This window comes from Collinsella aerofaciens (assembly GCF_964283865.1).
Taxonomy (GTDB): Bacteria; Actinomycetota; Coriobacteriia; order Coriobacteriales; family Coriobacteriaceae; genus Collinsella.
This window is the reverse complement of record NZ_CAXYLS010000007.1, coordinates 47,840-60,944: the sequence shown is the minus strand read 5'-3', so window position 1 is coordinate 60,944 and position 13,105 is coordinate 47,840. Positions and strand designations below refer to the sequence as shown.

The 13,105-nt window shown below is 62.1% G+C and carries 11 protein-coding genes and 1 pseudogene; 2 read left to right on the top strand and 10 right to left on the bottom strand.

The features are described 5' to 3' along the window. Positions 1-45 precede the first annotated feature (45 nt). The 10 genes from ACRX4W_RS05670 to ACRX4W_RS05625 all read right to left on the bottom strand — a co-directional run bounded on the left by ACRX4W_RS05670 (position 46) and on the right by ACRX4W_RS05625 (position 11,095). Positions 46-831, bottom strand: a complete 786-nt coding sequence (locus tag ACRX4W_RS05670; protein WP_055252429.1) for an amino acid ABC transporter ATP-binding protein — start codon at positions 829-831, stop codon at positions 46-48. Between the two features lie 22 nt (positions 832-853). After that, positions 854-2,002 carry an amino acid ABC transporter permease gene (locus ACRX4W_RS05665; protein WP_117757471.1) on the bottom strand — a complete coding sequence of 383 codons (1,149 nt, stop codon included), beginning with the start codon at positions 2,000-2,002 and terminating at the stop codon, positions 854-856. A gap of 9 nt (positions 2,003-2,011) precedes the next feature. Beyond that, complete coding sequence (locus ACRX4W_RS05660; RefSeq protein ID WP_124786606.1) at positions 2,012-2,938, bottom strand: transporter substrate-binding domain-containing protein; 927 nt, start codon at positions 2,936-2,938, stop codon at positions 2,012-2,014. Between the two features lie 257 nt (positions 2,939-3,195). After that, entirely contained in the window at positions 3,196-4,089 is an 894-nt protein-coding gene (locus ACRX4W_RS05655) for an aldose 1-epimerase family protein (RefSeq protein WP_124786607.1), read from the bottom strand. Positions 4,090-4,168: 79 nt separating this feature from the next. Beyond that, positions 4,169-5,044, bottom strand: a complete 876-nt coding sequence (locus ACRX4W_RS05650; protein WP_124786608.1) for a hypothetical protein — start codon at positions 5,042-5,044, stop codon at positions 4,169-4,171. A 195-nt stretch (positions 5,045-5,239) separates the two neighbouring features. Further along, positions 5,240-6,109 carry a MerR family transcriptional regulator gene (locus tag ACRX4W_RS05645; RefSeq protein WP_199408659.1) on the bottom strand — a complete coding sequence of 290 codons (870 nt, stop codon included), beginning with the start codon at positions 6,107-6,109 and terminating at the stop codon, positions 5,240-5,242. A 91-nt stretch (positions 6,110-6,200) separates the two neighbouring features. Beyond that, positions 6,201-6,779, bottom strand: a complete 579-nt coding sequence (locus tag ACRX4W_RS05640) for a UbiX family flavin prenyltransferase (RefSeq protein WP_117582985.1) — start codon at positions 6,777-6,779, stop codon at positions 6,201-6,203. A gap of 37 nt (positions 6,780-6,816) precedes the next feature. Next, a complete protein-coding gene (locus tag ACRX4W_RS05635) occupies positions 6,817-8,304 on the bottom strand; it encodes a UbiD family decarboxylase (protein ID WP_124786609.1) in 1,488 nt (495 codons plus the stop codon). 143 nt (positions 8,305-8,447) lie between these two features. Then, entirely contained in the window at positions 8,448-9,905 is a 1,458-nt protein-coding gene (locus ACRX4W_RS05630; protein WP_164473338.1) for an SLC13 family permease, read from the bottom strand. A 242-nt stretch (positions 9,906-10,147) separates the two neighbouring features. Further along, positions 10,148-11,095: an isopentenyl-diphosphate Delta-isomerase gene (locus ACRX4W_RS05625; protein WP_164473339.1), complete on the bottom strand. Its 948-nt coding sequence runs from the start codon at positions 11,093-11,095 to the stop codon at positions 10,148-10,150. Positions 11,096-11,247: 152 nt separating this feature from the next. Between ACRX4W_RS05625 and ACRX4W_RS05620 the strand changes: the two genes are divergently transcribed. Continuing rightward, positions 11,248-12,492 carry an MFS transporter gene (locus tag ACRX4W_RS05620; protein ID WP_432299576.1) on the top strand — a complete coding sequence of 415 codons (1,245 nt, stop codon included), beginning with the start codon at positions 11,248-11,250 and terminating at the stop codon, positions 12,490-12,492. A 6-nt stretch (positions 12,493-12,498) separates the two neighbouring features. Further along, a pseudogene (locus ACRX4W_RS05615) lies at positions 12,499-12,990 on the top strand (low molecular weight protein-tyrosine-phosphatase). The last annotated feature ends 115 nt before the right edge of the window (positions 12,991-13,105 follow it).

Below are 13,105 nucleotides of genomic sequence, written 5' to 3'. Positions count from 1 at the left end.
GCCGCCCCACGGGAGCGGCCCTGCAACGTAAGCGTTTGCGGTCGGTTATTTGTCCTCGAGATAGCGAGAGAGGAACTCACGAGTGCGCTGGTGTTTGGGGTTGCCGAAGAGCTCGGCCGGCGCGGCATCCTCGAGCACCACGCCCTTGTCCATAAAGACCACGCGGTCGGACACCGTGCGGGCAAAGGCCATCTCGTGCGTGACGACGACCATGGTCATGCCGTCGGCGGCGAGCTTGCGCATGACCTCGAGCACCTCGCCCACGATCTCGGGGTCGAGCGCGGAGGTCGGCTCGTCGAACAACATGATCTGCGGATTCATGCACAGGGCGCGGGCGATGGCCACGCGCTGCTTTTGGCCGCCGGACAGACGACCCACGGCGGCGTGCGCGAACTTTTCGAGCCCCACGCTCGTCAGATGCTCCATCGCGACCTTCTCGGCCTCGGCCTTGCTCATCTTTTTGAGCGTGACGGGCGCGAGCGTGCAGTTGTCGAGCACGTCCATATTGTTGAACAGGTTGAAGCCCTGGAACACCATGCCGATGTCCTCGCGCAGCTTATTGATATTGCAGCGCTCGGCCGTGAGGTCCTGGCCGTGGAACCAGATATGGCCGGCATCCGGAGTCTCGAGCAGGTTAAGGCAGCGCAGAAACGTCGACTTGCCCGAGCCCGAGGCGCCGATAATGGTGACGACCTCGCCGGGATTGACGGACAAGTCGATACCCTTGAGTACCTCGAGTGAGCCAAAGCTCTTGCGCAGGCCCTCGACGCAGATAAGCGGCTCTTGGTTTTGCACGGCTGCTGCAGTGCCGGTAATGGCGGTATCTGCCATGATGATTCTCCTCGTCTTAAGCCTAGTTAGAGCTGGGCAGCGTGGCAGGAGCCTCGGCGCCGAGCTTTTTGCCAAAGGCCTCGAGCAGGCGGCTCGCCACGAGCGTCAGGATCAGGTAGACCACGAGCGCCACGCAGTAGACCTCCATCTGGCGGTAGTACACGCCGGCGACCGTGGTAGTAGCGTACATGAGGTCGAACACGCCGATGACCGAGAGCACCGACGAATCCTTGATGTTGATGATGAGCTCGTTGGTGAGCGCCGGGATCGCGTTTTTAATACCCTGGGGGAACACGACCTTGCGCATAGCCTGCCACTGCGACAGGCCCAGCGAGCGCGCTGCCTCGGCCTGGCCGGGATCGATGGACTCGATGCCGCCGCGCAGGACCTCCATCATGTAGGCGGTGGAGTTGAGCGAGATGGTGACGAGGCCGGCGGTGAAGGTACTCCAGATCTGGTTGGCCTGGGCGGTCTCGAAGCCCATGCCGCGCAGAACGGTAAAGCCCGCGTAATAGATGAGCAGGCCCTGGACCATCATGGGCGTGCCGCGCACGACGGTGGAATAGACGGTCGCAAAGCCTCGGCCAATGCTCTTAAAGAAGCGCACCAGGTCGTTGTCGACGCGATCGAAGGTCTGGGTGCGCAAGAACACAAAGAGCAGCGCCAAGAAGAAGGCGATGACGGTGCCGAAGGTGGCAAGCGCGATGGTGATCTCGATACCGCGGATAAAGAAGTCGCCGCTCTTGTAGGTCATGTAGACCAAGCTCGACAGAAAGTCGCTGGGATTGGAGTCCGAGACAATGCTCACCTGCACCAGGTCGACAAACGACATGACGCAGCGGTCGATAAAGAAGATCGCCGCGATGGCAACCACGACATAGCTGCCCAGGCGCGCGCCGCGACGGCAACGCTCGGATGCGAACGGCGACGTTTCGCGATAGTCGTTCCAGTGCATAAGCTTGGTGACGAGCGCTGCCACCGATACGACGATCCAGGCCCACAGAATCGCCCAGAGACAATCCTGGAACACGCCCGTGGGCGCCAAGAAGCTCAGCGGCGTTGGGTTGCGCTGGCTAAACGCCAGACCGAGCGCCGCGATAGCGCTCGTGCCCAGATACACATAACGGTGGTCGGCCTTGATAAAGGAGGCCAGACGATTGATAGCTTTCATGCTGCCTCCCTATGCCGGCTGACGGTCGAGGCACGCGTCCCACATCTGGTCGCGCTCCTCCTGGCTGATGCCCTTGAGCGTCTTATCGATAAGTTTGAGCAGCTTGTCCGAGCCCTTGCGGCAGCCGACGTTTGTCGTAACCTCCTGCTTAAAGCCCTCGCCCTCCGCAAAGCGAATGGGCACGATGCCCGGGTTTTGGGCCATATAGCCCTTCTCGTTTTCGGTGTTGTAGGTCACGGCGTCACAAGTGCCCTGCAGAAGATTCGAGAACACCGTGGGGACCGAATCGACCGGGTTTTTGTGCACAACGCCCGGGATTTCGTCGATGACGGTATCGAGCATGGTGTCCTTTTGGCCGAGGACCGTAGCGCCGCTAAAGTCGCTGAGCTTGGTCGCATTTTGGTAGGGCGAGCCCTCTTTTACGAACAGGCCAAAGTAACCGATAAAGTACGGGTCGGAAAAGCCGACGGACTCCTCACGCTCGGGCGTGGCGCTCATGCCGGCGATGATGAGGTCGATCTGGCCGTTGTTGAGCGAGTCGATGAGACCCGAGAAGCTCTGCTTGACGGCGACGGGCTCGCCGCCGAGGGCCTTGCAGACGATCTTGGCAATCTGCACGTCGTAGCCATCGGCGTAGGCTCCCTGCACGTTGTCGATGGGGATGGTGTACTCACTGGCTTCGGAAACCTGCCAGTTGTACGGGGCGTAGGCCGCCTCCATGCCGATACGGATCTTGTCCTTGCCGATAACGGAATCGGACAGGTCGTCGCGGCCGCCGCCCGTCGTGGGCTGAACCACCTTGAGCGTGGACGGGCGCTGGCAGCCGGCGAGCGCGCCGGCGACAACGGTAGCGCTCGCAGCAAGCGCACTGCCTAAGAAGATACGACGGCTGCACACCGGCTGGGTATGCGCACCGCGCTGTAGTCGAGGTTGCATCTGGTGCCTTCCCTATTTTGTTTTGCTGACAATAAGACAGGATATACGCCCGCAACCAGCAGCACGGCATGTGCGCGAAAAATTAATAGACACGCGAGGACAATTGGCGCAAAGTAGCCTGCCCCCCATGCACCGCTTGGCATAAAAAAGGCAAGGCATAGACCTTCTGGTCATGCCTTGCCTTTTGAATGACAAATTGTCGCTCTGGGCGGCGCGCAGCGTCGACCGGTCCGCCGTTCGTTAGAACGGCGGAGCCTCTAGAGCAGGGTAACGCTAAAGCTGCGGACGTCCGTCTCGCCCGGCGCCAGCGTAATGGTGTTGACCTTGTGCTCAAAGACGTCGTCCTCGGTGTCCATGGTGGTGTGGCCGGTCCAGGGCTCGAGCGCCACAAACGGGGCGTCGTTGGCGGCAGACCACACGCCGATGTACTTAAAGCCCTCAAAGTCGATCTTGACGCCGTGGCCCGACTTGCGACCGCGCAGCGTGAGCGTGGAGCCCGGGGCATCGGTGAACATGATGGCGTCGTTATCGAAGCTGCGGTGCGTGATGGGCAGCACGTCCGAGTTGTCGGGGGCCTTGTGGCTGCCCTCGAACGTCATAAGGCCATCGGGCGTGATGATGGGGGCCTCGTTAGTCCAAGCCTCGGTAAACGCCAGCTCGTAATCCTCGAATGCCTCGTCCTCGGCACCAGGAGCGGGCACGTTAAATGCGGGGTGACCGCCCACCGAGAACGGCAGGTCCACGTCGCCGGTGTTCGTAACGGCAACGGTCTGGGTAAGCGTGGCGTCGCCGGTCAGGGCATAGGTCATGTTGAGCTTAAAGTGGAAGGGGAACGCCTTGAGCGACTCAGGCGTGTCAGTGATCTCGTAGGTGACGGACGAACCGTCCTCGGAGACCTCGACCAGCTTGTGCTCGACAATGCGCGCGAGTCCGTGGCGCGGCATCTCGCAGGTGCCGGCCGCAGACGTTGCCGTGTTGTTGCGCAGCGATCCCACGATGGGGAACAGAATCGGCGCATGCTTGCCCCAAAAGGCGGGGTCGCCCTGCCACAGATACTCGTTGCCGTTGAGGGCAAGGCTCGTGAGCTGGGCACCCATGGAATCGATGGCCGCGGTGAGGCCGCCGCGCTTGATGGTAGTGACGGTGGACATGTTACTTCCTCCAAAAGTAAACAATAGTGTCGAGGGCTATTGTCCCACTCTTGGCGGCAAGGAGAAGCGACAGGCACAGTTATTGAACGATTGCGTAAAGGTCGAACCCGCCCTGCGGCGTGCTGTCGACCGTATCGGGCGCCTGTGAATTAAAACTCACCGGAACCATGCGCTTTGAGGCACGGTAACGCGTGCCGTCGGTGGCGACGGGCGGCTCATCGACCGTGAGCTCGTAGTCGCCGGGCTTGAGCTCGATGCCGTCACCTTCGGAATTAACGTATTGATACTCGTCGATTGCTTGTCCCCTGAGCGTGCGGCCCACAATATGGACGAGCATTTGGCTATCGCCGCGCGCGGTATCCCACGTCGCACCGTCCTTAACCTCGACCGACACATGCACCGAGCGCGTGCGGCTGAGCGATTGCTCGACAGACATCTCGACCTTGGCGGCGTCCTTGCGCTGTTGCTCCACGTGGCTCCAGACATTTCCGATCGCCGAGCAAGCGATGACGCCGGCCATGAAGGCGATGAGGATGGGGCCGAGCGGTGAGCGGCGGGCCGCGTCTTCCTCGCGAGCCAGGTTGGGGCGACGCGTGGGGGCGGGCGCCTGGGCACCCTGCGCGGGCACGTCGAGTATGCTGAAGGATGCCGTGCTGCCGGGGTCGATGGTGTGGCGCGGCTGCGGGGTCTTGGCCGGCGAGATGGACATGTCGGCTGGCTCACCCAGCGTGGCCGTGGCATCGGCCTTTGCCTCGTCGGCCTCGGCCTGGGCCCAGGCCTGCTCGAAGGTCAGGGGCTCGGCGGGGTCGGAATCGGCATCCGAGTCAAGCGCATCGCCAGCATCGGAGTCCACATCGGTCCCGTCGCTCAACTCATCACTTGGCAAGGGCTCGTCCCACACCTCATCCGGAGCCTCGCCCTCGCTGTACCACCATTCAAAGCTATCGATATCCATACGGGGCGCCCCCTTGGCCTCGCAAATAAACACTTGCTAGCCTTATACCCCCAGACGGCACGGCGGCTCGCCGGCACAGATAGGAAAACCATCACAACATTCGACGCTTTTCCTCGTTTTCGAGATTTTCATCGAATGTTGTGACGGTTTGGGCGGCAGCCATGCCGCGAATGTGACAAAGGGACTGTCCTCTTGTCACATCTGGAGGGCTACGGGGATTTGGATGCAGCAGAAGTCCTCTTGGTGGGACTCGTCGTAGCTGGTGGTATCGAGGTAGCAAAAATCGAAGGCATCGCCGATGGGCTGGAGTGCGTGCTCGTCCATGCAGGCCACGATGGCACGAATGCCCTCGGGTTCGTACGGCATGCCCCAGCGGCTCATGCACAGGTATGTGCCCTCGGGCAACACCTCGACGCCAATCTCTGCCAGCTCGGCAGGATCGCTCGGCAGCAGCTCCTCGGCACCGCGCGGCAGCACGGCAAAGGAGCCGGCACCGGCGATGGGGTCGTCGGAATGCAGCGCCTCGCGACGCAGCATGGCGCCCCAGCCGCGCATGGGGCGCGTGCCCGTGAGCGCACGCATGCGCAGAATCGCGCGCATGAGCGTGGGGTGCAGCATCGAACGGCCGCGCTCGATATCGGCCGGGAACTCCTCAAAGACCACGAAGCGGCGCTCGAACTGCTTGAGCTCCGGTTTGCCCTCGCGCTCGCGCCAATAAACCGCCTCGTCGTAAAAGCTCAGTCGCTCCTGCACGCTCGCACGCTCGGCTTTGAGCCCGGCAATCTGCCCATCGAGCGCCTGAACCCGCGAGCGCAGGTGATCGGTCATCTCGCCAATGTCGAACGTCGAGGTCAGGCGGTCAATCTCGTCGAGTTCGAGCCCTAGGTCGCGCAGCATGCAGATCAGACGCATGAGCGGGATCTGCGTGGGCGAATAGAAACGGTAGCCTTTTTCGTTAACCACGGCGGGCTTAAACAGGCCGATCTTGTCGTAGTAGATGAGCGTTTGACGCGAAACGTTAAACAAGCTCGCCATCTCGCTAATCGCATACATACCCGTCTGCATAGGTCCTCCCGACACATCCTTTGACGCGAAAAGCCCGCCGCCCACAGGGGCAGCGGGCTCAAACACTCCTCGTATCCTACCCTAAATGCGCCTATGACCAGCGCTTATAGTTTGCACATGACACGCCGACGGCCTCGAGCGCCTTGGCGGCGATGTGATGCACCGCATCGTCGAGCGTGGCGGGGCCGTTGTAAAACGTGAGCATGGGCGGCATGAGCATGACACCCGGCACACGCGCCAGGCGCGCCATGTTGTCGACATGGATCGCACTGAAGGGCGTCTCGCGCACCATGAGTACCAGGCGGCGTTGCTCTTTCATCTGCACGTCGGCCGCACGCAGCAACAGGTTTTCGCTGTAACCACTCGCGATGCCGGCAAGCGTCTTCATGGAGCAGGGCGCCACGATCATGCCATCGACCGGATAGGTGCCGCTTGCAATGGCGGCGCCGATGTTCTTGTTGTCGTAGACCACATCGGCATGCGTGGCAAACTCGTCGAGCGTCATGCCGAGCTCCTGCTCGATGGTGATCTCTCCCCCGCGCGTGACGACAAGCGCCGATTCGGCGCCGGCCTGGCGCAGGCATTTGAGACACTCGAGGCCCAGCGCAGCGCCGCTGGCACCAGATACGCCAACGACAATGCGACGGGGACGGACAGAAGACTCAGGCATGACAACTCCTTACTTAGTTACTCGGTAGGGTTACTTACTAGAAAGCAATCTCCTTGGCCCACTTGTCACGGTCGATCTCCATGAACTGCGAGCGGATGAAGTTCTTCTTGAGGTCGAACGGAACCGTGCAGTCGAAGATGGCCTTGCAGGCGATGCCGTGCTCGCGGATCGAAGGATCGAACGCGGGGTCGTTGGACGGGTCGAGCACGTGGCAGTGGCAGCCGGGGATGGTGATGAGGTCGACGTCGGCCTGGAAGCGCGTGGTCATGGCCCACATCACGTCGCTCATGTCGAAGATGTCGACGTCTTCGTCAACCAGGATCACGTGCTTGAGCTCGGAGAATGCCGAGAAGGCGAGCATGGCGGCGTTGCGCTGACGGCCCTCGTCATTTTTGCTCGACTTCTTGAACTGCATGATGGCAACGAACTTGCCGCCGCCGCAGGGGGCGGCGTGAACGTTGAGCAGGCGGCCCGGGATAGCGGTCTCGACCATCTTGTAGATGGAAGCCTCGGTGGGGATGCCCGCCATGGACACGTGCTCGTGCGAAGGACCGATGCAGCTCTCCATGATGGGATTGACGCGTGTGGTGACGGCGGTGATCTTGATCACCGGGCAGACCTTGGCGCCACCGGTGTAGCCGGGGAACTCGGGCATGGCATAGCCGTGGCCGTTGACATCCTCGTTGATGGTCTCGTCGTGCATGAGGTAGCCCTCGAGCACGTACTCGGCATTGGCAATGCACTTCTGCGGAACGGTGATGCAGTCGGCAAGCTCGACGGCGTGGCCGCGCAGGGCGCCGGCGATCTGCAGCTCGTTAAAGCCGAGCGGCGTGGTGGGAGCCTCGAAGCCGCAGCACATGTACACGGCGGGGTCCAAGCCGATGGAGATGGAGATGGGCATGTCCTCGCCGCGCTGGCAGTACTCGTCAAAAAAGGCGCCAAGGTGACGGCTGCCCGGGGTGATCCACATGGCGAGCTTGTCCTTGTCGACACAGGAGAAGCGGTGGATGGTCACGTCGGACTGGGAGCCGTCGGGGCTCGTGCCGTAGGCGAGGCCCATGGTGATGTAGGGGCCGCCGTCGACGGGTGTGTTGGTGGGAGCGGGAACGATCTTGCGCAGGTCAAAGCCCTCGTCGGTCGCCTTGTACACGACCTCCTGGCAGTCGACGTGCGCGCCCTCGGCGATCTGCTTAGGCGCAATCAAGCTCTCGAAGCGCTTGCCGATCTCGAGGCCCAGGTGCTCCTCGTCAAGGTCGAGCAGGGCGGCAACGCGCTTGCGGCTGGCAAGCATGCCGATGCAGACCTTGGCATCGTCAAAGCCCTTGACGTTGTTGAAGACCATCGCCGGACCCTCTTTGGTCGGACGCATAACGGTACCGCCGGCACCGACGTGGCGATAGACGCCCGAGACCTCGGCGTCCGGGTCGACCTGGGTGTCGGTCTCGAGCAGCTGGCCCGGCATCTCACGCAAAAAGTCGAGCGCGGAGCGCAGGTCGTGGATCTGGGAAGCATCGGTAGTGGACATAGCGTGCTCCTTTCGGGAGAGTGCCCGGCGACGGGAGTGCCGCCGGGCTGGGTAACGTAGTGGGGCCGCAGCGCTTATAGATGGAGCGCTTGGCAACTCGCGGTTCAAGCACTCGGCTGTTTACAGCCCAAGCGCTCGGCCGCTTACATCAGGCCAAAGAGATGGAACCAGGCGGCCTCGACCAGCACGACGATAAAGACGACCGCGGTGAGGGGAATGCCCATGCGCATGGCTTCTTTGGAGGTGTAGCCGCCGGCGTCCTTGCCCTCGCCGATAAGGATCGGCAGGTTATGGAACGGCAGGATGTAGTGGATGTTGATGGACGTGAAGACGATGAGTGCCACGGCGAGCGGGCTCACGCTGGAGCCGGCCGCGAAGCTGATGAACGCCGGCACGCACACGCCGAGTACGGCCATGACCGAGCCCATGAACATGTGGATGATCATGGAGAGCGCGGCGACAAGCAGGGCGAACAGGAAGATGTTCTCGGGCACGGAGCTGGGAAGCACGACGTCGGCGATCCAGGCGTTCATGCCGGTGGCACCGCCCACAGAGCCTACGGCCATGGCGGCCGTCAGGAACATGAGGGACTTGATGTCGACAGCATTCCAGCTGGCGGGGGTGAGGACCTCGCCGATGACGGGCATGGCGAGGCAGACGCCGATGGCCAGGGTGACCCAGCCGATGTAGTCGCCCGAGACGGTGAGCCACAGCGCAATGGCGATGACAAGCCACACGATGGTGCGGATCTCCTTGACGGAGAGCTTGCCGAGCGCGGCCTGCTTGGCCACGATCTGCTCGCGATCGTAGACGAGCTCCTTGCTGGGCTTAAAGAGGAAGAGGCCCAGGAACAGGGTGCACAGCAGCGCGACCAGCATGGGCACGCTCATGTACAGGAACCAGTCGACGAAGGACGGGCTCATGCCGCCGGCCTCGGCGCTGTACTGCGCAACGAGCGGGTTGAGCGTGGAGTCGCCCGTCAGGAAGAACATGGAGCCCGGGGCGGCAGCGGCAAACACGAGGAAGCCGAGCTTGCCGCGGTCGTCGTCACCGTAGCCGGCGGACTCGGCGATAACCGAGACGACGGCGAGGATGAGGAAGGCGCGGGGGAACGGATGCGGGATCAGCAGCGACAGCACAAAGGTGAGCGCGAAGATTGAGATGATGAGCGACTTGGCATCGCGCACGAACTTGAGCATAAACGCATAGGCGATGCGCTCGCCCAGGCCCGACTCCTTGACCGCGCTGGCGATGAGGTAGGCGCCGATGACGAGCCACATGGTGGCTTTGGTCCACGAGCTAAACGTGGAGGCGACCGTCGCCGAGATGCTCGCGGCACCCGTGTCGTCCACGCACACCTTGAACAGAACGAGCAGCGCGCAATAGAGCAGGCCCACAAAGCCCGGCTGTGCCACGCCACACGCCCAGAACACCACCGTGGCGAGCGTCAACGCCAGACAGGTCTGACCGCCGACCGTAAGCTCGACCGTCGAGCTCAGCTCCGCCAAAGGAAGAAACTTCACCAGCAAAAAGACAACGATACCCAGCACAAAGCCAATTTCGCGCTTGGTGATCTTAAACGCCTTCTTTTCCGCTTCCATCTCCCCACCTTTCTTGTTGGGGGCGCTCCGGATTCGCGGCCACGTTGCCACTTAAAAAGGGGCGCCCGTTATCGGACGCCCCTTACGTTGCGCTGTGTTGTGGCAATACAGTCAAGCGGGATTTTTGGATGAGAAGCGATCCTCTGGACAAAAAGCGTCACAACATTCGACGCTTTTCCTCGTTTTCGAGATTTTCATCAAATGTTGTGACGGTTTGGATGTGGCAAAGGGACTGTCTTTTTTCACATAGCGAGGGCTGCGCGGATGGAGGGGACCTCCAGAGCCTCGCGGAGCCAGGGGGCCAGCTGCTCGGGGTGACCCTGCAGGTAGCCTTTAAGCTCGGACGGGGCCACGCGGCGCACTTCCGAGATCTCCTCTTGGTTGATATGCAGCTCGCCCGGCTCAACATGGGCAAGGTAGACCTCGCACCATTCGCACTCGCAGCGGCCGTCGCCGTGGTCCTCGCGGTACACCACGTGTCCGAGGTGCTTGAGCTGATCGGGCTCGCGCGTGATGCCAAGCTCTTCGTTGATGCGACGTGCCGTGGCGGCCGCGACGTCTTCCCCGGGGAGCGGATGGCCGGCACAGTCATCGGCCAGCACCCCGCCCCACAGGCGTTTGAGCGGACTGCGACGACAGAGCAGCAGGCGCGCGTCTTCGCCCTGGCCCTCGACCAGAAGCGTCAGAAATGCCTGATGCAGGATTCCCTCGCCGGTATGGGCCTCGATGCGGTCGACGGGGCCAAGCGCCTCGCCGGTCGCGGCATCGACCGCCACGACCTCGGAGCCTGCGCCGCCCTCATCCCAGCCGGCGCGCAGAATGCGGGCTGCGGCCTCCTCGAGCGCGGCGATGAGTTCCTTGGTGGTATCGAGCATGCGCCGCAAGTCGTCCGCGGTCGCGTTCTCCACATGAAAACCCGTGCTTGCAACTACCGGCACGCCAAAGCGCGTGGCCAGCGCCGCCGCAATATCGTGCGCCGGAATTTCGTCTCGATGGCACGGAACGGCCAGGATGCTCACCGTCGCCGTACGGCCGGGCTCGGGGCGAGGAATGGCCTGCGCCGTGGCGCCCAGGTGCGCAAACTCCGGCGAGCAGGCGTACACCGCCATGCCTCGCGGCGTCACCGTCAACTGGGCCTCGAGCGCAAACTTGCCCTCGCCCACTACAACCTTTGTCGTGTGCATACCCATGGGATCTCCTGTCGCCCGCAATGTACCTGAGACCATCTTCGCCTGTATTGCGACTATACAGGCAAGCGCAGCCTGCGACAAAGGAGGCAGGCACCTGACACATTCTGTTAGAGTTGCAGGGATTGAATCCCGCTTATTCATGCGACATTGGAGTGACAACCTTGACCGCCGCAACCACGCCTAAAAGTAAGTCAACCGCCGCCGCGCTCTCCCCCGCGCGCACCAGGCTCTGCCTGGCGCTGCTCGTGCTGTTGGGATTCTCGCTCGGCTGCTCCGAGTTCGTGGTCATCGGCATCGAAAGCGACCTGGCGACGGAACTCGGCGTATCACCTGCCACTGCGGGCCAGCTCATCAGCGTGTTCGCGCTGGTCTACGCCATCGCGACGCCGGTGCTTGCGCTCAGCACGGGGCGCTTCCGTCGTTACCAGCTGCTCGTGTGCTACAGCATTATCTTTGTGCTCGGCAATCTGGTCATGGCGTTGGCGCCCAACTTCCAGGTACTGTTTATCTCGCGCATTGTCCTGGGATCCGTCTCGGGCGCACTGCTCGCCGTGGGCGTGACGTACATCCCCGAGCTGCTGTCCCCGCAGCAAACTTCGCTTGCCATCTCGGTCGTGTACGGCGCGTTTTCCGTGGCGATGGTCTTTGTGACCTCGATTGGCAAGTTTGTGGCCGACACGCTCGACTGGCACGTGGCCATGTACGGTACGCTGACCTTTGCCGTTTTGATCTGCGGAGCGCTCGTGGCGTTTATGCCGCGCGCCGGACAGACCGACGAACCCGCTACCTTCCGCGAGCAGGCGGGTCTGCTACGCGAACCGAGCATCATCACCGGTATGCTCATCTTTTTGTTTGGCGTGGGATCGGTCTATGTGTTCTACGGCTACGTGACGCCTTATCTTGAGCAGGTGCTGGGCATGGGCACTGTTCAGGCAAGCACCACGCTTATGGCCTACGGCGTGTTCTGCCTGGTCTCGAACATCTTGGGCGGATGGATCGACGCGCGCTTTGGCATGAAGGCGCTGCTTGTGACGTTTGTGCTGCAAGCTGCGGCGTTACTCGGGCTGTTTGCCGTGGGCGACACCATGCCGCTCGCGCTGGTCTTTGTCTTTAGCCTAGCGCTGCTCATGTACCTGTTCTCGGTGTCATGCATCACGCACTTTATGGACGTGGCGCGCAGCCGCCATCCCAAATCGATGGTACTCGCGAGCTCGGTAGAACCCATGGCGTTTAACGTCGGCATTTCGTTTGGCACCGCAGTGGGCGGCGCCGTGGTGAGCAGCGTTGGCATTGCCTACGTTGGCGCGGTTGGTGCCGCGTTCTCGCTTGTGGCCTGGGCGCTTACGCTGGTGACGATTAAGTTGGCTCGCTGGGAGCGCAAGCGGGCGAGGGCGTAAGCGCAGATGCGATACTCGAGCTCGATGATGGCGATCGAAAGGAAACCGCATATGCAACGCGTACTGTTTATCTGTCATGGGAACATCTGCCGCTCGACGATGGCTGAGTCGGTGTTTACCGAGCTCGTGCGCCGCGCTGGGCGCGAGGCGGAGTTTGTCATCGATTCCGCAGCGACCTCAACTGAGGAGATTGGCAACCCGCCGCACCACGGTACCGTTGCCAAGCTACGCGAGGCCGGAATTCCCATCGTCGCACATCGCGCACGTCAGGTGCGTCGCGCGGAGTATGGCGACTAGGATCGCATTGTCTATATGGATGCCGAGAACGCGCGTGGCCTGCGTCGCATCTTTGGCGACGACCCCGACGGCAAGATTACGCGCTTGCTCGATTGGACCGAGCGCCCCGGCGACGTGGCCGATCCCTGGTACACCGGCAACTTCGATGCCACCTACCGCGACGTGCTCGACGGTTGCATCGCTATGCTCAAGCAGCTGTAGGCAAGCGAGCTCGCGAGGTGCGCCATTGGCATAAAACGAGCGTGGATTATCTCCCGCATACAAATTGAGCGTGGATTTTCTCCCACTTTGAGCGCGAAATAGCTCCAAAAACGGG